Genomic DNA, 23,743 nt, shown 5'->3' with positions numbered 1-23,743 from the left:
TTATTTATGGATGATATGGGTAAACGGTGGCAGCGAATTTAATATCGCCTTGCCGTAACGCTTGGTAATAATCCGGCGATCCAGCAAACTGATTTTCCCCGTATCGGTTTCAGTGCGCAGCAAACGGCCACAGGCCTGGATTAATTTCAGCGACGCGTCGGGCACCGTTATTTCCATAAAGGCATTGCCGCCACGCGCCTCAATCCATTCCGATAGCGCCGCTTCAATCGGGTCATCCGGCACGGCAAATGGCAATTTGGCAATAATCACGTGCGTGCAATATTTGCCGGGCAAATCCACACCCTCCGCAAAGCTTGCCAAACCAAACAACACACTGCCCTGCCCGTCATCAATCCGCTTCTTGTGTTGCACCAACATTTCCTGCTTGGAATTATCGCCCTGCAATAAAATAATTTCGCGCAATTCTTCCGGCATATCTTCAAATACATCGAGCATTTGTTTGCGCGATGAAAATAGCACCAGCGTGCCCGCATTCGGATCAATTAAATTCGGCAGGTCGTCGATAATCGCCAAGGTATGCACGTCAGCATTGGTGGCTTCAACAGTCGCCGCAGGAATTTCCAGCGTTGCCTGCTGAAAATTAAATGGGCTGGGTACTACTTTATAATTTGCATCATTAGGGGTGCCAGCGCGCATCTGGAAACGATAAAAATTTCCCAGAGCCGTTAAGGTTGCCGAGGTAATTACCACACCGCATGCTTTTTCCCACAAACTGTATTCGAGCGTTTTTGCCGCGAGAATGGGGCTGGAGCAGACTTCCAGATCCATATTGCCGCTGCTATCCACCGGTGTTAGCCAGCGAGCCTTAGGAACAGATGAAGGTGTATCTGGCGTGGCGAAACTTGCCCATAAATCGCGATTGGCATCAGCACGCGCCTGCCAGGCACCAAGTATCGGATAGTGATTTTCCAAATCAATTTTGGGCACAGGGCAATGCGCATCTTCCATTGCCTCATTTAATTCGTCGCACATTTTTTTGAGCAGCTCGCTCAAGCGATCAAAGCCTTTGTATAACTCTACACAGGGAATTAATAAATCCTGGGGTACGACACCATTGTTAAAACGATAATGGGATTGGCGATCATCAAACGCGATAGACTGCGCGAGCTGTTCAAATACTGGATAAAGCTGGTCGAGACGCTGCTTGCAATCGATCAATGCGGCAGGTAGTTGCTCACCGTAGCGATCCACATTACCAGCACCACTGATAACACCGAGCATAGCACCGAGGGATTTGTTGCACTGATCCAACCACTTGCTGGTAGAGATCATGCGGCTGTGGTGCGCAAAGTGATTGAGTGCTTTTTGTGGAAGATGGTGACCTTCATCGAAGACATAAATGGTATCTTCCGGTGCGGGCAAAATCGCACCGCCACCGAGCGCCAAATCGGCAAGCACCAAATCGTGATTGGTGACAATACAATCGACGGAATGCATAGAATCGCGCGCTTTAAAAAAACTGCACGCCGATACATTTGAACAGCGGCGCCCCGTGCACTGGCGATGATCAGTGGTAATAATCTGCCATTCGTTTTGTTCCAGCGCTTGCGGCCAGGTGTCGCGTTCACCTGTCCATTTATTGCCTGCCAACGCATCCATCATCGACTGATACAGTTTAATGCCCTGTGCTGATACGCTCGGAAATTCGTCCTCATAAAGCGCACGCGTGGGATTAATACCGCTTTCATATTCAGCAATAACATTGTCAAGTTTACTCAAACACAGATAGCGTCCGCGGCCTTTGGCCAGCGTAAACGAAAATGACAAGCCGCTATTGCGATGCAATTCGGGTAAATCTTTATTAACAATTTGCTCTTGTAGTGCAACAGTTGCCGTAGAGACGACCAGTTTTTTTCCCAAGGCTTTCGCCATGACAATAGCGGGCAACAAATAGGCGATGGTTTTACCTGTGCCCGTCCCCGCTTCTACAACACAGATATGCCCGCCAGTACGCAGGCCGCCCGCACCCTCAACAATTTCACGGTGATTTTCGTCATCCAATTCGATACTGCCAAGGGTTTTGGCAATTTCGGCAATCATCAATTTTTGGCCGTAGCGGGATTTTAAGCCCTTGTTTTCCAAAAACTGGCTATAAGCACCTTGAATTTGTTTTTTGAGCGCATCAGTCAGCATTAGCGATTTTACTCACCACAGAGTTGGCATAAATTGCCAATGCGATATTTCGCTGATCTCCAGGAATGGCTTTCATACGTACATCAAATTCCATTTTTTCTGTAATAACTTGCGCAGGATCATAGGGAATATTGTTTGCACCGTAATTTACGGCAGGGACTTTTCCATGAAGCATCTCATACGCAATACAATTAGTCGCATGCAGTACATAGTTGCCGAGGATCTGATGATCCAGCGCAGCTACCAATTCATCGGCATCCGCGTAATTGCCATCGAGCACATCACCAAAGGCTAAATGCACATTGCCTTTATTGCCGGCAATGCCCATTGCAATACTTTTGACATCTTCGTGCTCTTCTTTTTGGTAACTGCCTTCGGTGCGCTGCAAATAAAGTTCGCGCGCCTTGGCGGCATCACAGGGGTCCAGCTCATAGGATATAGAGACCGGGACTATGCGCAATTTTCTAATGTAATCAGCCAGCTCTTCGGTTTTCGGTTTGTTAAGCGCAATCATGCCCAACACTGCAGAATTGGTTTTGTCGCAACCGTCTTTGGCGCGGCCTTCACGCTGTGCAATCCAGATGCTGGAGTGCTCATTGCAAATCGAATGGTAGATGTAGCTCGACAAATATTTAGCCGCTTTTAATTTTTCACGCGGTGCTTTAGCGGAGCGATTGACGATAAAGCTTTTGTTCAAGCGCATTAAATCTGACACAAACGGTTTGGTCAGCAAATTGTCGCCAATCGCAATGCGCAGAGTATTGCAATCGTTGTGATATAAAACCCAATTCACAAATGCAGGGTCCATAGCGATATCGCGATGATTGCTAATAAATAAATAGGACGTGTGTTTGTCGAGTTTCTCCAAACCGGAAACGGTGAGCGATTTGACGCGGGTATTGATCATGCCCGCCATGTATTTTTCAACCACACTTTGAAAACCTTTGACATCATTGATGCCCGCCAATTGTTGCGCAAGTTTCATGCGCACCAGCGGTTTTAGTAGCCATCCCAACCAGCCATGGAGTCCCGGAAACTTAAGGCGGGTTACCGCATCGGTTAATTCCGGATCAGCCAGCATGCGATCGATTGTTGGACGGACTTCATCGTCGCGGTAAGGACGGATATCATCAAATTCATTCATAGCGGGAGGTCATCACTCGAAGGTCAAACATAGACGTTAAGTCTGGCACAAAACTGCAGGCAGGTTTGTCGACTTGAAATGGCGCTACAGGCTTGGCTTATACCGCCAACCCAGCGAAAATAGGCGCACAAAATACCGAAAAGAGCCGCAAAATGCCACCAAAACCGCTTTTATCCGCCCCCGACACACTCTGCCCCTGCGGCACTCAAAAACCCTTGCGCGACTGCTGTTTGCCCTTTATCAATGGCTCCAACAACCCCCTCACCGCTGAGCAACTGATGCGCTCGCGCTACAGCGCCCACGCGCTATTGGCAATTGATTACTTGTGGGACACATGGAGCCCCGAACAGCGGCTGCGTTCCAGTAAGGACGATATCCTCGCCTGGGCTGAAAGTTGCGATTGGCTGGGCCTGCAAATTCTTGGGACCCAACAAGGCGGCACAAATGATGATACTGGCATAGTGGAATTTATTGCCTTATTCCGTCAGCAAGGGAAAATGCATCAACACCACGAAGTGTCACAATTCAAAAAGATCTTGGGTAAATGGCTTTATGTAGACCACCAGACATAAAGCCGACTCGCATCGTAAGGAACTGTGATACAACCACCGATATGGACAAAAATTCGCCATTCGTCTCGCTATCCATTCGACTCATCGACATTCGCTGCTTACACTGCGCGGCAGGTCATAAACTACAAAAGTAATAAAAACGACTACACTCATTTTGTCTCCCTGAATACAGCGCCTTTTAAGCAAGACTATGAAAATTCTTCTGGTTGAAGATAGTGCCACTCTCCGCTTTGCCATGCGCAATTATATTATTGATGCAGGCCACGAACCTTTGATTGCCCGCAGCGGTGAAGAAGCCCTGCAACTGCTTGAAAATACGCCAGTTGATATGATCATCATGGATGTAGAAATGCCGGGCTTGAACGGTTTTGAAACCACACGCTTGATTCGCGAATGGCTCGCCGGTCACTGGATTCCTATTATTTTTGTCACCGGCTTAAATGAAGATGAAAATTATCGCGAAGGAATTGAAGCTGGTGGCGACGATTATTTAATCAAGCCTGTCAGTTTTATGATCATCAAGGCGAAAATTCGCGCAATGGAACGCATTGCCGAAATGCGCGACCAGCTCAACCAACTCAACGCTGAATTGGAGGCGTTGAGCCAACTCGATAGCCTCACCCAAATTTATAATCGCCGCACATTTAATGAATTGGCGCAGCAGCAGTGGGCGCTGGCCAAACGCCACCAACAACCCATTAGCGCGCTGATGATTGACGTCGATCATTTCAAATTATTCAACGATCACTACGGCCACCCTGCTGGTGATGCCTGTTTGAAAAAAGTAACTCACGCGATAAAAAGTTGTTTGCACCGCAGCTCGGATATTTTAGGGCGCTACGGCGGTGAAGAATTTATTGTGCTATTGCCCGAGACCGATGCCAAAGGTGCTATGCGCGTTGCACAGGCAATTAGCGAGGCCTTGGAAAATATCCAGATCCGCCATGACGTTTCGCCCTCCAGCACCTATGTAACAGCCAGCATCGGTGGCGCTACCTGTTTGCGGACTACCGGCCATGATTTGGAAGAATTAATTAAAAATGCCGACCGTGCGCTCTACAAAGCAAAACGTGCGGGGCGCAACCGCAGTTGGATTGATGAAGTTGCCACCCACAAGACGTTATTGTTGGCCGATACCGACCAGGAATTGCTGCGTCACTTTAGCGCGCACCTGCAACCACATTTCAATTTATTGACAGCTGAATCGCAAAAAGAATGTTTGGAGCTAGCGGTAGATTTGCACCCGGATTTAATTTTACTCGGCACCAATATCGCCAACACTGAAGCGGGAATGGAGTTATGCAAAATACTGGCCCGCACACCCAAAACGGCAGCTATTTCAATCGCGTTGGTCAGCAGCTCGTCCAATAGCAGCGATGTGGAAATCGGCAAAAAACTCGGCATAGCTAACAGTTTTGATAAAAGCCTGAGCGCTCCTGCACTGTTAAATAAAATTATCCAGGTTATTCACTGACTAATTTTCCATTCCGTTTTTAAAAAATATTCCCTGATATAAAAAAATCCGCTTGTGTCGCCACAAGCGGATTTTTTATTGAAGACAAATAAACTTGCTTAACAATCAATTCGAACGCAATCAATTCGAGCGCAATGAATTATACCAATTCACCTCGCGCGAAAATTTATCTACCTGATCCGCCACGTCCAACACCAGCGCAAATAACGCCATGCGCACTAATACGCCGTTATCGGTTTGGCGGAAAATCGCGAGGTTGGGGTTTGCATTCAAATCGTTATCCAACTCATTGGCATCGGCGCGCGAATCGCGCGGCAGTGGATGCATAATCACTGTATTAGGTTCGCAGTATTGGGTGTAGATCGATTGGTTCAAGCGGAAGCGGCCGCGATATTGATCTGCCTCTTCCTTGCTCGCAAAGCGCTCCTCCTGAATACGGGTGGAGTATGCGATATCGATATTGCTAATGCTGGAGTGCAGCTCATCGGTAACCGTCACATGGTGGCCTGCAGCGCGCAGATCTTCCACAATGTATTCCGGCATCGCCAATTCTTTGGGCGATACCAGGGTCACGCTGATATTGCTAAACACACACAGGAGTTTGCACAGCGAGTGCACAGTGCGGCCATGTTTTAAATCACCGATCATGGCGATACGCAAATTATCAATTGTGCGATTTTTGGAGCGCAATTCTTTGCGGATGGTGTACAAATCCAACAGCGCCTGGGTCGGATGTTCGTTGGCACCATCGCCGCCATTAATGACAGGGACGCGGCTGCCTTCAGCAAATTCAGCCACCGATCCCGCTTGAGGGTGGCGCATACAAATGACATCGCTATAACCCGAGAGCACGCGCGCGGTATCAAACAGGGATTCACCTTTGGTGAGCGACGAACTTTCAAACCCGGTGGTCTCGCGCACATTGCCGCCCAGCAGGTTAAACGCCGAACCGAAACTCACCCGCGTACGCGTGCTCGGCTCAAAAAACATATTGCCCAGGATCGCCCCCTCCAATACCCGCGTCACCTTGCGGCGCAGGGCATAGGGTTCCATGGCATCGGCCACGTCAAAAATGCGCTGGATATCAGCACGTTCAAATTGTTTGATGGAGAGAATATGCGCGCCGGTAAAGTTCACAAGAATTCCTTAGCGGAGACCGCTGGCCAGGAAAGGCAATAGCCTGAAAGAGTACGAGGTAAAACGGGCGCCATTTTAGCGGCAGTGCGGCTGGGATACCAACGCCATCGGAGAAAAACTTATTGCCGCGCCAACTATATCAATAACCAGCCGAATCGCGCATTCAATGGACAGGAATCAAACTTACCAGCGCGGTATCGGCGCGACGCTCTTTGGTGGGTAAAGAAGGCGCGAGCCGCTCCAATGCTGTCTGCGCAGTAGCGCGATAGGTCGTTAACTTACCCCCCATAACGGATAGCACACGCGGTTGGGTTTCATTATCCACGGCAAACATCACCTCGCGCGGGCGCGCAAACGCATTTTTATCACTCTTGGGCAGTACACGCAGGCCAGCAAAGGTTTCAATCGCACCTGACACAGGAAGAGCAAGTTGTGGGAAATAATGGCGGAGGGTTGCAAGGAGATAGTCACGCTCGTCCGGTGAACAAACTGCCCGCTCCGGCGCACCGGTAAACACCCGTTCAGTAGTACCCACCAGCAACCGCCCCTCCCAAGGGAGTACAAAGACGGCGCGTTTATCCTGCGGTGCCTCCAGGTAAAAATACTGGTCCAACACTGGCGGCAGCAATAAATGGCTGCCCTGTACCAACTCGATTGATGGCGATACCAATGCGGGCTTGATGCGCGCCAACACCTCACCCGCCCAAGGACCCGCGCAATTGACCAATACCCGGCAGCTGATTGACTCATGACCGGTGGCAGTTTCTATTTCGACTTTACAGCACTGGCCATTGCGCTCTGCACCGACAAACCGCGCAGGCATCAACAAATCAGCACCCAATACCACAGCCGATTGCAAGACTGAACGGGTCAGCGCGGCATCATCTGTCTGGGCTTCGTAATAGCGGAATACGGCTTTGAGATTATCCTGGCGCAACCCCGTCAAGGTTTTCCATTCGTCTCTACCCAATTGGGTAAACAGCGACTCTTTATGCAAACCTGCGAGCAAAGCATAAAGGCTAAGCCCAGTGCGGATCGTCAATGCCGAGCGGGTTGAATCCTGATAAACAGGAATATGCAAAGGGCGCAACTTCACCAGCTCCGGCGCCAAACGCAACAATAACGCCCGCTCGCGTAAACTCTCGCGCACCAGCCCGAATTGCGCCGTCTCCAAATAACGCAAACCACCGTGAATTAATTTGGACGATTTACTCGATGTACCTGCTGCCGGCGCCGTTTGCTCCACCACCAAAACCGAATAGCCAGCAGCGGCTGCCGCCTGTGCAACACCAGCCCCCTGAATCCCCGCCCCAATGACGACAATGTCATATTTCATTCTTGTTATTCCGCATGAAAGACAGGGGAAGTATAGGACAGGAATGTAAAAATGTTCGACGGGTCAGGTTGTTGTTTTTACCCACGCAACGCCGCCTCAATTCTGGCAACATCGATTTTTTTCATTTGCATCATTGCATTAAAAACACGTTTGGCGACCGCTGGGTCCGGATCAGCTATACCTTGGCTGAGCACCACCGGCGTAATCTGCCATGACAAACCCCACTTATCCTTGCACCATCCACACTCGCTCTCTGCGCCGCCGTTATCGACAATCGCGTTCCAATAGCGATCGGTTTCAGCCTGGTCAGCCGTTGCGACTTGAAACGAAAACGCCTCACTGTGCTTGAAAGTATCGCCACCATTAAGACCCAGGCATGGAATTCCCATTACCGTAAATTCCACCGTTAATACATCGCCTTGTTTTCCCGAGGGATAATCACCCGGTGCACGAAGTACCGCACCGACGGAAGAATCAGGAAATGTTTCGGCGTAAAACCGGGCTGCATCTTCAGCGTCATCAACATACCAAAGACAAATTCTATTTTTTACGTGCGTAGTCATGTCAATTCTCCATTATGAAATTTTAATGCTCGCCACAGCGAACCCTATAACAACCTCGATTAATGAACCGTACGGTAAATCACCCAGGCATTCTACTACTGGCGAACTCAATAACTTTGTGCGGAATCAAACGGCAAAAGTAGGCGCGCTAGATTACAATCCCCGTTCGAAACTTACAGATGTCTCACACAGGCAGATATTCTTTACGTTTCAATATCCCTGCATTTTGCTACACAACATCCGGTGGAAAATTTGGTCAAGCGTTCGGTAGACATCGCAGTCGTAAAACGTTATCTGCCCTGGTTAGTAGCGATCGCACTGTTCATGGAACATTTGAACGCGACCATCCTCAACACCGCCGTGCCGGCCATCGCCGCCAGTTTTTCTGTCACCCCCCTGAGCCTTAAAGCGGTTGTGAGCTGCTATGTGTTGAGTCTCGCGGTGGGAATTCCGGTGAGCGGCTGGATGGCAGACCGCTTCGGCACCCGGCGTGTATTTGCAGCAGCCGTTGGTATATTCACCCTCGCATCCATTCTCTGCAGCTTGTCGCAGAATGTACCCATGCTGGTTGCTGCACGAATTTTACAAGGCATAGGCGCCGCGATGATGTTACCCGTCGGCAGGCTCGCCATAGTGCGCACTTTTCCGAAATCCGAATTATTAGCCGCGATGAATTTTGTGATTATTCCTGCGCTAATTGGCCCCCTGCTTGGCCCCACCATTGGCGGACTCATTGTGCACTGGTTGCCGTGGCAAATTATTTTTTTGGTGAATGTGCCAGTGGGTGTGATTGCGCTCTGGTTGATTCACCGCCATATGCCGGATTACCGCGCCGATAATCCGCCGCCCTTGGATATTATTGGCTGTGTGTTATTCGGTTGCGGAATTGCATTGCTGTCGTGGGTGCTGGAAATTTTCGGTGAGCATTATTTGAATGCGACATTGACCGGTATTTTAGTCGCATTATCCTTCGCGCTATTGGGAGCTTATGGCTGGCATGCGCACCAACATCTGCATCCACTGCTGCAACTTTCATTATTTAAAACCAGAACATTTCGCGTTGCCGTAGCAGGCGGATTTATCACTCGACTTGGATTAGGTGGCATGCCATTTTTATTGCCGCTGCTATATCAAGTCGGGTTGGGATACCCCGCATGGCAATCCGGTTTATTGCTAATGCCCGCCGCAGCGGCAGCAATGTTTATGAAAGTGATTTCGATCCGCCTGCTAAAACAATTCGGTTACCGCTCAGTGTTAATTATCAACACACTCTTGATCGGCATCACCATTATGTTATTCGCCACTGTCGATAGTGAGACTGCGCTTGGCTGGATAGTCGCAATCAGCCTCGCTCAAGGTTTGTTTAATTCGCTGCAATATTCCAGCATGAATTCCATGGCCTATGCCGACATGTCATCCGAACAAGCCAGCATGGCCGCCACCATCGCCAGTTCATTACAACAATTATCCGTCAGCTTCGGGCTGGCATTCGCATCCATTATTGCAGCTTTATATCTCGGCGATTTACCGCAATCAGACCGCGCCGCTGTTACCAGCGCATTGCACCACGCATTTATTACGCTCGGTTGCCTGACAATTATTTCATCGCTGTCGTTCTGGTCGCTGCGTAAAGATGATGGCGATAATATTAGTCGCGGTATAGGGCCGGCTGATCGGGTGACGTAAAAACGATATTCAATTTCGCGATTAAATATCAAACATAGGGGCGCCGCTTGCTGCGCTCCTATATTTATTCGTGCAGGGTGTTGGTGGTTTGCCGAAGTTTTTATTGAAATGCAGGAGTTTTGTGAGAAGAGGATTGGGTAGGTTTTTTTGCGGGCGGTCGGGAGACCGCCTTCGGCCAAGAGCGGACATTCGCTCTGTACACCTGCATTACGATTATCTTTCCAACATAAATCTCATATAAGAAAATACCGAAAGTGCCAAAGTTTTAGTTAATATTTATGAAAGCCTGTTAAATTAAATAATAAAATCCATTTCTGATATAACCTGATCGAAGTTATCTGATTTTAATAATGGAAACTTAAATCTTTCATGATTAACGATGTCTTCGATAGAAACTTCTTTCATTGTTAATCGCGAATACATTATTTTGTATGAGTCCTCATTGAAATAAGGATTTTTTGTGGTTTTATGTTCAAAATTTGATTTATCTCTTCCAAACTGAGGTGGCGTGTCCAAGTATAAAGTAAAGTTTTTTATGGCTTCGCTTTCATCTTCGTATAATTTGAACCACGCAATATGATCATCCACGCCTACGCTTAACAGCGGCACTATATTTGAATTAAAATATTTCTTTAAAAAAACCTCATCAGAGACATATGTATCGTTGTACTTAAATCCTGAATGAATTTTATTGCTAGTTATTATAAGGGGAACAATCGTGTATTTTTGTTCAGGATCATAATTCCAACCTAACGTAGAGAATATATAATTTATATTCGATTCAACAAATTGTGACTTTCTTTTTACTTGATCTTCCGCATCCTGAAGAATATTTTTTGTTCGCCAGTAAGAAATTGAAGAGTCAGTTGCGACCACTGACTTACACTCGGCGACCACAATTATTCCACTAATCCTCATCAAAAAATCTATCTCTTCTTCAATACCATTAATTTTAAAAGTTTTGCTGACTGGCTTATTGTAGTCACAGAAAACGCTACTGGTTTCAATTGCATCTGATACTACATCGATAACTAAACCCTCATAAGAGAATCCTTTTTCTTTTATTTCTTCGCGCGCTTTTATTAGCCAATGTTCTATCAGTCTATCCATAGTTGAATCTGAAATGGCGCAGGTTAGGAGGATCATTTCTCCATTTCCAAAGTCAACAATCGGGTGGCACCATAGATCTGAACTGTTTACATCATCAAATGATAAAAATTTCAGTGAATTTGAAACTCTGCTTGTATCCATATCTAATGATTTTGATATCGCTAAAATTAACTCTTGTTTTTTCACTACAGGGCAGAATTCGTTTAATTTCTTCACATTACGTGCACTGTCATCTTCGGGAAACCTTCTCGACATGTAAGCCGCCAGCGTTTTAAGCTGTAAAAAAACAGCTAGTACATCATCTAAGCACACTTTGTAGTCGTTAATAATGTCGGTGAAATAGTATTCAGGAAACTTCTCTCTAATATCCATTGCTAACATATAAGCGGAGTAAAATATCAACTGTATTTCTTTATCTGTTCCACCTAATTTTCCGGAAACTATTTTCCTTTTTTCCCTGAGCCCACTACTTTTAGGCATTTAAAATGAGATTTTTTAAAGATATCTAGGTCTAGATCTATACTAGATATCGCCATAATCGACTCTTCCATTAATTTCAATCTACGTGATTGTGTTATTTCATAAATTTCTTCAGAACGAGTTTTTAATTGTTTTACTTCATAAATTTTTCTTGTTTCATCTATACAGACAAAATCGTAGTCTCCGTAAACTAAAGCCATCCAGAGCTCTACATATCCACTGTAAAGCTGTGATAGGCAGATCTCTGCTTTCATAAATTCAATCGGATCAAGTGAATCGTGAAAATCTCCTATGGGATCTTCTTTGTTTAGCAATGCCTTGACCGCAAGGTTTATTCCATCAACTACTGCCGTTGATATTTCGGTCAATGTCAGTTCGTTACCCGAGATTGTATTTTTCGTAGATATTGTTCTTAAGTCTTTGCTAGTAAAGCTGTCTGGATTCATGGAGGAAAGAATGGATCGATCTCTATTCGAAGTCGCAAAAAATAATCTGACTAGTTCATCCCGCGTAAGACTGGGAACTCTTGAGTAGAGTAGTTCTAGCTCGCTCCTAATTTCTTCAAGTAGCGCATAAAATATTTTTCCAGAATTATATATATCCACATCTTCCTTGTCCTCTGACTGCAACTTTATCCACTGTTTGTCCCATTTTTTTAAATCAAATTTTACACTTGTAGGACCTATAACTTTTCTGTTTCTTAAGTTATCTTTAAAAACTCCCATAGACCTTCTCTCCTGTATATTAATTTGGCGACTCTAGCGTGCGTTAATTATTCATTGATTTTGCTATGCAGAATAGAAATCAAAGTCCGCTTTGGGCACAACTAAGTCACTCTGGATATATTGGAAATGGTTTGAGGTCAATTACATCGCACAACGTCCAAAAGCGGACTCTAGATAGAAGGGGTAACTGAATTCCTCTTCCCCTTCAACTCTTTCTGCACTATAGCCTGCTAATTAACTGCTGCTTGAACGACTTGTTACACTTATACTCTCCAATAAAAGAGCTAACTTTGGTATTGATCCGCTTCAGCTGAAGCAAAATTGATTTAATGCTATTAAGTATTGGGCATGCAATTTTCATTTTAGCTATTTATAATAATGCCGTTAGCTTTAAACACTTCGGCATAAACTCTATTAGCTTTGCTTTTGGTTTCAGGATTCCACTCTTCGTCAATAAAAACATGAAGGTTATTGCTCTTTCGATCAGGTGTAAAATAAGCAACCTCAAATTCCATGCCTTGAATATAGTCTGGATGAGCTTTTAACTCTTGATTGATCTTATCCTTTTTTGCTTCGATCTGTGGGCTTACATGGCAGTTTGTTATTAGGTGGTTTAGAAATTCTTCGTTCATTTAATTTGCCTTTGTATGGGTCAAGACTAAAGAGTGTAACGCCGCGATAAACTGTTTGATTGCTTGTTAGGCATTTTTCAGCCATTCTTTTTTCTTTCTATTAATTGTTTTAAGAGGTCTTCTCATTAGATAGCTAATTACAATGGAACTGCAACCCATGGAGAAAAGTGAATTTAAACAATTTTCCCCGAGGCTTGTAAATTGACCATTTGATTTAAAGTTTTTGGGGTGACAAGGCTTAAGAGATTCAATTCTTTCCCTTCCAATAGATTTCATTTCATTTTCAATTTTCCTATTTTCTATTTTTCGTTCCTTTAGCAATTTAACAATTTTTTTATCGAGTCGTTTCAATTCAATTAAATACGTTCTTTCTGCCTGAGAAAATAGAACGGGATTCATATTCATTTCAAATACATAGCCGCCGGCAAAACGCTCATAAATTAAGTCTTTGTATTTTTTTAATCGTTTGAGAACTCCATATTGATATTTTTCTCCAGAAAGTTTAACAAAGCTCTTTGAGTATGAATCCAAATTCAAGTCAAAAACCAATTCTTGAGTAGAATGAGCAATGTCATTTCGGTAGTCAATTATCGCTTCTATATCCAATTTTTCATTTTCAGTCAAAATTTTCTCTGAAACAAGAATCTTCCAAAGCTTCTTGTATAGCTTTGTTGTGCCTTCTTGCAAGCGTTCATTGTCACTAAATTTGTCTGTGACTCTAATGGTTCTAAGAGCTATTAATTTTATCTCTTCAACATAAAATAGAATCATGATCATCTCAAAAGCACGAAACTTTAGGATGTTTTGCTCCAAAGCTCTAAGATTTTCCCCTCTTGGGTTGTAATTAAACATAACTCACCCATTGCCTAATAATGTAATTAGATGGAAAGTTTCCGCATTTCGAGCCGGAATTTTTCCGTATAGGTTTTAAAAGATATTTAACAACAATTCTTCCAAGCCCACGCCATTACTGGCTTCCAGTCGTTCCATCATTTTCTGTTAAGGGAGCTAAAGGCGGAACATTTCCGGCTTAATTCAACTTTTAGCGGACTCTATTAAGGTAAACATCTACCCAACCATTCATTACTGCACCAAAGACCGCTTTGGGCACATTGCTGACCTTCAATCCGTTGTGATTTGTAAACTCAGCCTGCGCGGCTCGCAGCAACTCACCTTGATTGTGCCATTGATCAAAAAAGAGCGCAAAGCTGCCCTCACCCCACCTTCCCCAACAAAACCTCCAACAACAAACAACTAGCCTTACCATCCAAAACCATTTCATTATCAACCTGAAAATGAATGAGATTTTGCTGAAGTTGTACGCGTTGCGTTATCGGACGTGCGGATACTTTGGGGTTTTGGAGCTGAGCCGCCGTTGTGACAGTGATAACCACCGTTTTTTCTATCGTTATGGCAGCCGTATTTATCTGTTCTGCCACCATGGGCAGAAACGAGCGAAGGAATTAATAGCAGGCAAAGCAGTAGTGCTTTATTAATATCCATAATTCCATAGCAACCAAGTCAGGGCTTATCCAGATTTCCATACTGCAATCCCTGCCCTGCCAAAACTGCTGCGGTCACTCCTGTGACTGAAGCCACAAAGATTATGTGACTTATAGTGCCAAAAATATTACACCATATTACACGGAGCCTAATGGGCGGATTGGTAACACCGATGGTGGCCGCACGCGGATAATGTAGGGCGTAGCAAGCGGTGACCCTACGGGATAATCCACTGTTGCATTGCGGATTGCCATTTGGTGAAGCGCTGCAGTAATTCCGGGTTTTGTTGCGGGGTAAATACATCCTCTTGCAAAACCGGCTTCCAACTTTGCGGTAACCCGGCAGCCATGCAGGCTACGCCTTGTACGGTTGCATCCGCGTTATCGCTGCGGTGGATATTGGCGTTGGTGAGGTCTGCAATTTTTTGGCAGACAGCATCGGCTTTGCTGAAGCCGCCGCTGATAATTATTTTTTTTGTGCTTCCAAGTTGATTCATTAATTGCACGTTGATAACAATCTGGAAAATAACAGATTCAATCCACGCGAGAATTTTTTCTTCTGCCGATAAGTTTTCACTAAAACGCGATTGCAAATCGGTTCGCCAATAAGGTGCACTTAGGCCGCCGACGGCATTTAGGAAATAGCAATCAGCTGTGGGATCTAGTGCAAGTGCGCTATCAATGTCTTGCGGTGTAATTGCCAAACCGGTTTGTTGTTGGATAAAACTGATCGCAGCCGCTGCGCCGTTTACGGTTGCCTCCCATGCGTAATATTTTTTATCTACAGGATTTTCCGGCAACCAGAGGGGGCTCACCAATAACCCTTCAGGTGCATGCAAATTTTCACTCAGGCGCTGGATAAATGCGCCGGTGCCGATATTGATGTAACAGCTATCCGGCTCCGGTAAACCGCGCGCAAAAAGTGATGCACCTTGATCGCGCGCGCTCGCGCTGAAGGGGATGGTGTGATTGCCCAACTGCAAATCGCCAAAGTGGCTATTGTGATATTGGCAATGCGGCAAAACAGCGCGTGGGATTTTAAAAATATCCAGTAGCGATTGGTCCCACTCGTTGCACTGCAAATTCCACAATAAGGTGCGCTGGGCGTGGCCGGGATCGACAAGGGATTGTTTGCCAAGCAAATGCCAAAAAATATAACTGACGATGGGGCCGATACTGAGGCAATTGTCTTGTTGCGCTTGTACGACGTTTTTATCGTGCTCAAGGCACCAACGTATTTTGGTTGCGCCGTAATGCGGAGACAAACGCAAGCCTGTGAGCTCTTGGGTTTGTTGGTGTGTAAGTGGACTATTCGTTAAGTAAGGTTCACCGCGAATATCTTGCCAACTTAACACTGGCGTCAGCGCTGCACCGGTTTGATTGTTCCAGCACAACAGCGATGAGCCCTGCCCGGCAAAACTCGCGGCCTGGATTTTTGTTACATCGTCGCCAAGATGCTGTTGTATTTTTTGCAAACAGTCGCGAATACCGGTGAGGATTTCTTCGCCGTTTTGTTCGATGTATTCGTAGCTCGATTGAGCAGGCCTGCGATGTGTTGTTGCGCAGGCGGCAGAGTAACAACAGATTTGTTTGCCAGTGCTTGAGTAGATTGCAACGCGGGTGCTTTGGCCGCCTTGGTCAATTGCAAGAAAAAGATCAGAGGGAAGATGGACTTGGGACATGACACTTGCTCAATAGGGTTATTGAGCAAGTGTAGCGAGAAAATGAGATGTTATTCGCCAAGGTTGGGATTGGGCATAAATCCGCCGTAGGGGAACTGGGCGATTTTATCGCTGCCGCCTTTGACCTCGGAAATCTTGGCGGGACCTTCTTTTTCTACTTCATCGATACGCACGATGGAATGCATCGGAATGTAGGAGCGTTTTACACCGGCAAACTCGGTTTTGAGTTTTTCTTCGGCGGGATCTATCAATAAACCACTGCGCTCACCAAATACAAACTCTTCAATTTCGATAAAGCCATACATTTCGCTTTGGTAAATCGCAGAGCAAAATACTTCGTAAACCTGACCTTGGTTGAGGAATATCACTTTGTATACGGGTTTAACAGCCATAACACTCTCTTGGGAAATCATTTGATAAACAGCTCGGGCAAGGTACCTGATCAGACCTTGCAAAGGGCGCGCAGGATACCACATGTTTCCTCTATTCTCGCCCCATTTGACTGATTTTCATACAGAGCTATTAGTCGATTGGGTTATTAACCACCCTAAAGCCTAACCTTAAATTTTCTCACCGCAGGGGCAGAAACCCGTGGTTTAGGTAAGCTAGAACCACCTAATACAGGGCGTTAACCGGTATACTGCGCGGCCTTGAATACTAACCAGTCGATTTGTTTATGAACTTTGCCTCCCTCGGCCTCGCACCCGAATTACTCCATGCCATTAAAATCATTGGCTTTAAAACCCTGACGCCCATCCAGCAGGAGGCGATTCCCGCTGCACGCCGCGGCATCGACCTGCTCGCTACCGCCCAGACTGGCACGGGTAAAACCGCCGCCTATAGCCTGCCGGTATTGCAGCAAATGCTGGAAAAAACCAAACACACCGAGGCCGGTTTTGTACGCACCCTGATCCTCGCGCCTACGCGCGAACTGGTGCAGCAAATCGCCGAGGCAATGCAGCAATTCGCGCAGTTCACGCCGTTTAAAATCACTACCGTCTATGGCGGAGTAAAACTCACCGGCCAGGCCAATAAGCTGCGCGCGGGTGTCGATATTCTGGTAGCAACACCGGGGCGGCTGATGGAGCATGTCGAGCTGGGCAATATCAATTTGGCCAAAGTGGAATTCGCGGTACTCGATGAAGCCGACCGCATGATGGATATGGGTTTTGTTACCGATATGCACGCGATCCTCACCAGCATTGTGCGCAAACACCAAACGATGTTTTTTTCGGCAACCAGCTCACCGCTGGTTACCAATCTCGCCAAGCAGGCAATGAACCGACCCACCCTGATCTCCATCTCCAAGCGCAATTCAGTCGCGGAAACTGTGGACCACGTGCTCTACCCGGTGGACAGCGACCGCAAATATGAACTGTTCATCCATTTACTGCGCGAACAGAATTGGTATCAGGTGATGGTGTTCAGCAGCACCCGCGAAGAAGCGGAGAACCTGCACAAGGCATTGAAACTCGATAAGGTTGACGCGGCGGTAATCCACAGCGAAAAAACCCAGGGTTCGCGCAAACGTGCGCTGCAGGAATTTAAAGAAGGCAAACTGCAAGTGTTGGTGGCGACCGAAGTCGCCGCGCGCGGCTTGGATATCCAGGGGCTGGATTATGTCGTCAACCTCGATCTACCCTTCTTTACTGAAGACTATGTACACCGCGTCGGCCGCACGGGTCGCGCCGGTAAAAAAGGTGTCGCAATTTCATTGGTGACACCCGCTGAAGAACACAAAATATCGCTGATCGAAGAAGTGATCGGCACCAAAATCAAACGCGAAAAAATCAAAGATTTTGAAGTGACCGAACAAGTCGTCAAAGTCGCAAGCAAACCCAAAAGTGGTTTGCTGAAATTGGCAAGCAAACCTTCGGGCAGATCCAAAGCAGGCGACCCTAAAAAATCAGGCTTTGCCAAAGCGGGTACATCTAAATCGGCCGCCCCCAAATCAGGAAGAGGCACTGCTACAACCAAAACCAGCAGTAAACCTGCCAGCAAACCCAAACGCGCCGGCTCAAAAGATGCGCGCCCGGCCAGCACACTGGGTAGATCAACACGCCCGAAAAAGAAATAAGCCAACAGAATTGATGGCAATAAAAAAGCCGCCTCCGGGGTTCCTGAGGCGGCTTTTTTACATCTGACCTGAGCGATTAATCATTCAGATCTTCGTCATCATCAATACTGTCATCACCAGCTTCGCGCGGTTTGCGGATGCCGTGCGCAGCTAAAATCTCAACGTAAAAACTATCGCCACCAGCAACCGCAACTTCATCCATCTTTTTGGTGAGTTCGCCCAAACGCACCACTTCTGCGACATCCGCCGTCACGCCAAATTTGCAATCGAATGCCCAGTAATCGACACCTTTTGGCAGGGTTTTGCGGCGTTCGCGTTTTACGTATTTGCGCACTTCGTGCTTGATGGCCTCCAATACGCGGTCACTATTTTTGCCTTCGACATGGAGTTTGAACGTCTTTTTCATGGTTTACCTATAAGAATTTGAATCGGGAACAGCCATAACCAGGCTGGATCGCGGGCGCGCATAGTAACACGGGCGCCCTCACCTGCGCTGGCTCTATCGGCGATGGCCAAACCGTCCAAGCGGCGCGCGATAAATCAACCAGAGCCCTGCACCAATCACAGCGGCAGTTGCGCCCATATCACGCCAAGTGTGGTAGCCAAGATAAAACATCAGCTCACCGTAGGCCAACAGGCTCGTGCCCAACAGAATCCACACCAAGCGAGTACGCAATCCAACACCAATAAATATCGCCAAAGCCAGAGCCGCCGCAGTGTGGGTGGAATAATCCAACCCCAGCGCTGGCCACCAATGCCAGCGGTTATCGGCAAACATCAATCCATACACCAGCAGTGCTGACGCCAGCAAACGCAGCCAAAACCAGCGCTGGCCATTCATCCATTTAACGGTTGCAACACCCAATGCAATGGCTAATAGCAGAGGTACATAGACATCGGCGATTTGGTCGAGTATGGCATTCATGGATTATTGGCTCATAGAGGATAAAAACCGCCGCAGGCTAATTCATCGATCGTCGAATGCCAAGGCCTTTTCTATAGGCTTTACCCCGTAAGATAGCTATAATGCGCGCCTTCTTTTTCTGCGCGTTTTTCGATCAACGGCGTAACCAAACCGTGATTTAGCAACACGCATCAGTCAGCGTAATTCCAAGCAGGTAGTCGTTCGATGTCCACCACTGAAGTGCCCAGCAAAAAGCTCTATATCAAAACCCACGGCTGCCAGATGAATGAGTACGATTCATCGCGCATGAAGGATTTGTTGGGTGAATCGCACAACATGGTGCCCACCGAAGACCCGGAGGATGCTGATGTCATTCTTATCAACACCTGCTCCATCCGCGAAAAAGCACAGGAACGCCTGTTCCATGAACTAGGTCGCTGGAAAAAACTCAAGAAAAAGAACCCGGACCTGGTGATTGGTGTCGGCGGTTGTGTTGCCAGCCAGGAAGGTGCTGCTATCGCCAAGCGCGCACCCTACGTGGATTTAATTTTCGGCCCGCAAACCCTGCATCGCCTGCCGGAAATGATGGAAACCAAGAGAAGCAACGGCGTAGTCGTGGTGGATGTCAGCTTTCCTGAAATTGAAAAGTTTGACCGTTTGCCACAACCCGATGCCGATGGCGTCAGCGCCTTTGTATCGATCATGGAAGGCTGCTCCAAATACTGCACCTTCTGCGTAGTACCCTACACCCGCGGTGAAGAAGTCAGCCGCCCGGTGGCCGATGTGATGGCAGAAATTCTGCACCTCGCCAAACAAGGTGTGCGTGAAGTCAACTTGCTCGGCCAAAACGTGAATGCCTATCGCGGCGATGCAGCAGACGGAACCCAGATTGATTTGGCGGAATTGATTACCTACGTTGCTGCCATCGATGGTATCGATCGCATCCGTTTCACGACATCGCACCCGGTGGAATTCAGCGATGCGCTGATTGAGGTTTACAACCAGGTTCCCGAATTGGTAAGCCACCTTCACTTGCCGGTGCAGAGCGGCTCTGACCGTATATTGATGGCTATGAAGCGCGGCCACACCGCGCTGGAATACAAATCCAAATTGCGCCGCATCAAAAAGAATCGCCCTAATATCAGTTTCTCTTCGGATTTTATTATCGGCTTCCCCGGAGAAACGGATGCCGATTTTGAAGCAACTATGAAGCTGATCCAGGATATGGATTTTGATACGTCATACAGTTTTATTTACAGCGCACGCCCGGGCACTCCTGCGGCTGACTTCCCCGATGACACACCGGAAGAAGTGAAGAAACATCGCCTTGCTATTTTGCAGGATCGTTTGATCCAACAAGCGCTGGCAATTAGTCGCCGCATGGTGGGCAATACCGAGCGCATTCTGGTGACCGGTTATTCCAAAAAAGATCCCGGCCAACTCTGCGGCCGCACCGAGAATAATCGCGTAGTGAATTTCCGCAGCGACAATGCCGATCTAATTGGTAAATTTGCCGATATTCTTATCGAAGAAGCGCTGACCAATTCATTGCGCGGCACATTGGTCAGCTCGGAACTGGATGCAGACTGGATAAAATAATTATTCCCCAAAAATAGGAATTGAAAAGCGCAATAAAAAAATCCCCATGCTGGCAATACCAACACGGGGATTTTTATTTGCCAAGACTGTAGGTAAAACTATCAATAGTTAAACACTAGCAGTTCTTGTCGGATGCCTCTTCGCAAGCATCCTCAACACCATCCTTGATTTCATCCGCGGTGTCATCCAATTTATCGCGGGTTTCATCAAGCGCTTTATCAACATTCTCGCCCAGCTTTTCAGCTGATCCATCGTTGGAGTCACATGCAGCTAAGGGCACAGCTAACAAAGCGATGATAAATACACGTTGTAATAAATTCATAAAAACTCCTTATGCAGTGGTTGTATCGACACAGAATATATAGCGTATTGCGTGCCAATCCTGCAAAACACAGAATTGGCGGGCACTTTACCGGCACAGGAGGTATAAATAAAATCAGGATGGCATCTGAATTTTGTATGTTTTACAAAATTTGAATAGAACTAGCACAATTATTTAACAATCCGCCAAAACAACAATCCACTCAAATTACTTAGGCCAATATAGCCTCAAGCTGGGCGAGCGACACTGGCTTTAATAAACTGGCCGTAACACCGACATCTGCAGCCCGTTGAGGATTAACAGCTTCTCCGCTGGCAATAATAATACGCAGTTGAGGGTTTAACTTATGAATTTGTGCAGCACAGTCATAACCATTCATATCAGGCAAATTCAAATCGATCAGCACTGTATCCGGTTTGTGTTGCTCAATTGCTGCCAAGGCGGCAGTGGCATACTGGGTACTAAATACTTGCCAGCCTATAAGGGTTAATAACCCCTCCATTGCTGCCAAAGCATCTGCATCATCTTCCACGACTAAAATGGATTTTTGCTGTGGTGGTATTACCGGTTCATTCTTGGAGAGCCCACTCTTCGCAGGAGACAGAAATCGAGATAAACAATTATAAAGCCGGGTTTGATCAAGTGGTTTACTTAAATACGCTGTAAACCCCGATTCAAAACACCGATCCATATCACCTTTCATATGTGCTGCGGTTAGTGCCACCAGCGGCCGCGTAAAACCCTGATAGCGCAACTGCTGCGCAGCCTGATGCCCATCCATAACCGGCATATGAATATCCATCAAAATCAAATCGAACGTTTTATCGGCAAGGTTATCGGAATTAACGATACGGATAACATCCGCGCCATCGGTGGCGTAAACCACTTCCGCGCCGGTAAGTTGAACAAATTGCCCCACCAGAGTACGAATATCGCGCAAATCATCAGCTACTAGTACGCGGCCAGTAAAATGTGGTATCTGTACATGAAGCTCTTCCGGTTTATCAAAATTTAATGCAAGAATTTCGGTTTCTACACATTCAAGATGATCCAGCTCCAAGGTAAAACTGAACTCGCTCCCTACACCAACTTCACTGCGGACCTCTATATTTCCGCCCAAGCGTTCCACTAACTGTTTACTAATCGTCAACCCTAGCCCGGTGCCCGCACGAGGATGAACTTGTGCATTTTTTGATTGCACGAAAGGTTCAAAAATAACTTTAAGAGTCTCTGCACAAATACCGATTCCGGAATCTTTGACACAAAAACAGATTTTATTATTTCCATTCTCCTCAAGCCAATCAATCTTTAATAGGACTTCCCCTTCACGGGTGAATTTAATCGCATTGCCCATCAAATTTAACAAAATTTGTCGCAAACGCATTTGATCGCTGTAGATAACAATGGGTAATGGGTGCGGTGCTTCAATGCGCAACTGCAAATTTTTGTCAGCTGCAGCACCTTGCATTAAAAAATAGATATCAGTGAGAAAAGCTGAAAGCGAAATCGGTTGCTTCTCCAACTCCAATTTACCCGCCTCAATTTTAGATAAATCCAAAATATCATTGAGCAATCCAAGTAAGTGTTTGCCATTGCGATGCACTATACGCAAATGCGCAGAGCTTTCTGAATCATTGCTTTTATTCAGTAATAATTCGGTAAACCCTAAAATGGCAGAAAGTGGTGTGCGCAATTCATGGCTGAGATGGGCAAGGAATTCACTTTTTGAACGATTCTCAGCTTCTGCCTTTAACCGCTCTACTCGCTCGCGCTCAACTTCACGACGCGCCAATGCATAGCGAATTGCGCGCGCAAGTTGTTCGGCACTGAGTTTGGATTTTACTAAATAATCAACAGCACCTGCCTGTAACGCCTGACGATCCACCTCAACCTGATGCATACCAGTAAGCAAGATAACCGGGCCAGAAAAACCTACTTCATTGGAAAACTTTAACAATTCAATACCATCACGTGCACCGAGTTTATAATCCATCAAACACAGGTCGTGTCTATCTTCTGCTAATAATCGCTGGCCCGCCTCATAGGTCGAGGCCCAATCCAGGATGCAGGTATGACTAATATCTTCGAGTAAATCCTTAACGAGTATGAAGTCATCTTCGTCATCATCGATAATTAGTAGCTTTACATGATGCATGTTAGCTTTTTGCCTCCTTGATAATTACGGCAGCTCCACAAACTCTACCCAATATTTTCCCAAAGTGCGCATCAATTCAACCAATGCATCAAATGTCACGGGTTTGGTGATATAGGATGCAGCACCAAGATCGTAACCTTTCACCATATCCTCCTCCGCTTTTGATGTTGTTAAAATCACAACCGGGATACGACGCAGTCTAGGATCAGCTTTAATTTCTGCCAGCGCTTCACGGCCATCCATTTTTGGCATATTTAAATCCAATAAGATCAAACCTGGCATTGGGTATAATGCGCGATCACTAAAATCATTATCACCACGCAAATAGCTTAACAATTGCACCCCATCCTCAACAAAATGCAATTCATTGAGAACACGGCTTTCATGCATAGCTTCTTGTGCTAACAAACGATCATCAGCATCATCATCTGCCATTAAAATGATCAAGGTTTTTTTGGGAACATTCATAGGTACATCCTTAGTTTGCTA

At 46.4% G+C, this 23,743-nt stretch carries 22 protein-coding genes; 5 read left to right on the top strand and 17 right to left on the bottom strand.

Going from position 1 to position 23,743, the window contains the following annotated elements; all coding sequences use genetic code 11:
- Complete coding sequence (gene dinG, locus J2X05_RS11360; protein ID WP_310072505.1) at positions 1-2,154, bottom strand: ATP-dependent DNA helicase DinG; 2,154 nt, start codon at positions 2,152-2,154, stop codon at positions 1-3.
- Positions 2,144-3,298 (bottom strand): 1-acyl-sn-glycerol-3-phosphate acyltransferase, encoded by a 1,155-nt coding sequence (locus tag J2X05_RS11355; RefSeq protein WP_310072503.1) that lies wholly within the window; start codon positions 3,296-3,298, stop codon positions 2,144-2,146. The genes dinG and J2X05_RS11355 overlap by 11 nt, the downstream gene beginning before the upstream one ends.
- Before the next feature lie 152 nt (positions 3,299-3,450).
- Here J2X05_RS11355 and J2X05_RS11350 point away from each other — a divergent pair, with 152 nt between their 5' ends.
- Complete coding sequence (locus J2X05_RS11350) at positions 3,451-3,870, top strand: YchJ family protein (protein ID WP_310072501.1); 420 nt, start codon at positions 3,451-3,453, stop codon at positions 3,868-3,870.
- A 190-nt stretch (positions 3,871-4,060) separates the two neighbouring features.
- Positions 4,061-5,344 (top strand): diguanylate cyclase, encoded by a 1,284-nt coding sequence (locus J2X05_RS11345; RefSeq protein WP_310072500.1) that lies wholly within the window; start codon positions 4,061-4,063, stop codon positions 5,342-5,344.
- Positions 5,345-5,464: 120 nt separating this feature from the next.
- Here J2X05_RS11345 and J2X05_RS11340 read toward each other — a convergent pair whose 3' ends face one another.
- The 3 genes from J2X05_RS11340 to J2X05_RS11330 all read right to left on the bottom strand — a co-directional run bounded on the left by J2X05_RS11340 (position 5,465) and on the right by J2X05_RS11330 (position 8,380).
- On the bottom strand, positions 5,465-6,481 hold the full coding sequence (locus J2X05_RS11340; protein ID WP_310072498.1) for an aspartate carbamoyltransferase: 1,017 nt from the start codon (positions 6,479-6,481) through the stop codon (positions 5,465-5,467).
- Between the two features lie 163 nt (positions 6,482-6,644).
- Complete coding sequence (locus J2X05_RS11335; protein WP_310072496.1) at positions 6,645-7,817, bottom strand: glycerol-3-phosphate dehydrogenase/oxidase; 1,173 nt, start codon at positions 7,815-7,817, stop codon at positions 6,645-6,647.
- Between the two features lie 77 nt (positions 7,818-7,894).
- Positions 7,895-8,380: a VOC family protein gene (locus tag J2X05_RS11330; RefSeq protein WP_310072495.1), complete on the bottom strand. Its 486-nt coding sequence runs from the start codon at positions 8,378-8,380 to the stop codon at positions 7,895-7,897.
- A gap of 252 nt (positions 8,381-8,632) precedes the next feature.
- Between J2X05_RS11330 and J2X05_RS11325 the strand changes: the two genes are divergently transcribed.
- Positions 8,633-10,066: a DHA2 family efflux MFS transporter permease subunit gene (locus tag J2X05_RS11325; RefSeq protein ID WP_310072493.1), complete on the top strand. Its 1,434-nt coding sequence runs from the start codon at positions 8,633-8,635 to the stop codon at positions 10,064-10,066.
- A gap of 294 nt (positions 10,067-10,360) precedes the next feature.
- Here the strand turns inward: J2X05_RS11325 and J2X05_RS11320 are convergent, their stop codons facing one another.
- From J2X05_RS11320 to J2X05_RS11295, 7 genes are all read right to left on the bottom strand, one after another.
- Positions 10,361-11,656 carry a hypothetical protein gene (locus J2X05_RS11320; RefSeq protein ID WP_310072491.1) on the bottom strand — a complete coding sequence of 432 codons (1,296 nt, stop codon included), beginning with the start codon at positions 11,654-11,656 and terminating at the stop codon, positions 10,361-10,363.
- Positions 11,617-12,381: a hypothetical protein gene (locus tag J2X05_RS11315; protein ID WP_310072489.1), complete on the bottom strand. Its 765-nt coding sequence runs from the start codon at positions 12,379-12,381 to the stop codon at positions 11,617-11,619. Before J2X05_RS11315 ends, J2X05_RS11320 begins: the two co-directional genes overlap by 40 nt.
- A gap of 362 nt (positions 12,382-12,743) precedes the next feature.
- The gene (locus J2X05_RS11310; RefSeq protein WP_310072487.1) at positions 12,744-13,013 is read right to left on the bottom strand and encodes a hypothetical protein; all 270 of its coding nucleotides are present in this window, start codon (positions 13,011-13,013) and stop codon (positions 12,744-12,746) included.
- Between the two features lie 66 nt (positions 13,014-13,079).
- On the bottom strand, positions 13,080-13,865 hold the full coding sequence (locus J2X05_RS11305) for a hypothetical protein (protein ID WP_310072485.1): 786 nt from the start codon (positions 13,863-13,865) through the stop codon (positions 13,080-13,082).
- Positions 13,866-14,297: 432 nt separating this feature from the next.
- Complete coding sequence (locus J2X05_RS21195) at positions 14,298-14,516, bottom strand: YHYH domain-containing protein (RefSeq protein ID WP_374725269.1); 219 nt, start codon at positions 14,514-14,516, stop codon at positions 14,298-14,300.
- Between the two features lie 217 nt (positions 14,517-14,733).
- On the bottom strand, positions 14,734-16,197 hold the full coding sequence (locus tag J2X05_RS11300; RefSeq protein ID WP_310072483.1) for an FGGY family carbohydrate kinase: 1,464 nt from the start codon (positions 16,195-16,197) through the stop codon (positions 14,734-14,736).
- 50 nt (positions 16,198-16,247) lie between these two features.
- The gene (locus J2X05_RS11295) at positions 16,248-16,589 is read right to left on the bottom strand and encodes a DUF1820 family protein (RefSeq protein ID WP_310072482.1); all 342 of its coding nucleotides are present in this window, start codon (positions 16,587-16,589) and stop codon (positions 16,248-16,250) included.
- Positions 16,590-16,873: 284 nt separating this feature from the next.
- On the opposite strand from J2X05_RS11295, the gene J2X05_RS11290 reads away from it, so the two are divergent.
- Positions 16,874-18,274 carry a DEAD/DEAH box helicase gene (locus J2X05_RS11290; protein ID WP_310072481.1) on the top strand — a complete coding sequence of 467 codons (1,401 nt, stop codon included), beginning with the start codon at positions 16,874-16,876 and terminating at the stop codon, positions 18,272-18,274.
- Between the two features lie 76 nt (positions 18,275-18,350).
- On the opposite strand, the gene J2X05_RS11285 is transcribed toward J2X05_RS11290, so the two are convergent.
- Both J2X05_RS11285 and J2X05_RS11280 read right to left on the bottom strand, forming a co-directional pair.
- Positions 18,351-18,680, bottom strand: a complete 330-nt coding sequence (locus tag J2X05_RS11285) for a DUF6172 family protein (RefSeq protein WP_310072479.1) — start codon at positions 18,678-18,680, stop codon at positions 18,351-18,353.
- 93 nt (positions 18,681-18,773) lie between these two features.
- A complete protein-coding gene (locus J2X05_RS11280; protein ID WP_310072478.1) occupies positions 18,774-19,199 on the bottom strand; it encodes a hypothetical protein in 426 nt (141 codons plus the stop codon).
- Between the two features lie 204 nt (positions 19,200-19,403).
- Here J2X05_RS11280 and miaB point away from each other — a divergent pair, with 204 nt between their 5' ends.
- Entirely contained in the window at positions 19,404-20,777 is a 1,374-nt protein-coding gene (miaB, locus tag J2X05_RS11275) for a tRNA (N6-isopentenyl adenosine(37)-C2)-methylthiotransferase MiaB (protein WP_310072476.1), read from the top strand.
- Between the two features lie 115 nt (positions 20,778-20,892).
- Here miaB and J2X05_RS11270 read toward each other — a convergent pair whose 3' ends face one another.
- The 3 genes from J2X05_RS11270 to J2X05_RS11260 form a co-directional block, all read right to left on the bottom strand.
- On the bottom strand, positions 20,893-21,099 hold the full coding sequence (locus tag J2X05_RS11270) for a hypothetical protein (RefSeq protein WP_310072475.1): 207 nt from the start codon (positions 21,097-21,099) through the stop codon (positions 20,893-20,895).
- 211 nt (positions 21,100-21,310) lie between these two features.
- Positions 21,311-23,254 (bottom strand): response regulator, encoded by a 1,944-nt coding sequence (locus tag J2X05_RS11265; protein ID WP_310072473.1) that lies wholly within the window; start codon positions 23,252-23,254, stop codon positions 21,311-21,313.
- 24 nt (positions 23,255-23,278) lie between these two features.
- Positions 23,279-23,722: a response regulator gene (locus J2X05_RS11260; RefSeq protein ID WP_310072471.1), complete on the bottom strand. Its 444-nt coding sequence runs from the start codon at positions 23,720-23,722 to the stop codon at positions 23,279-23,281.
- Positions 23,723-23,743: the final 21 nt, after the last annotated feature.

It is taken from the genome of Cellvibrio fibrivorans (assembly GCF_031457055.1).
GTDB classification, from domain to species: Bacteria; Pseudomonadota; Gammaproteobacteria; order Pseudomonadales; family Cellvibrionaceae; genus Cellvibrio; species Cellvibrio fibrivorans.
This window is presented reverse-complemented; position numbering and strand designations above follow the sequence as displayed.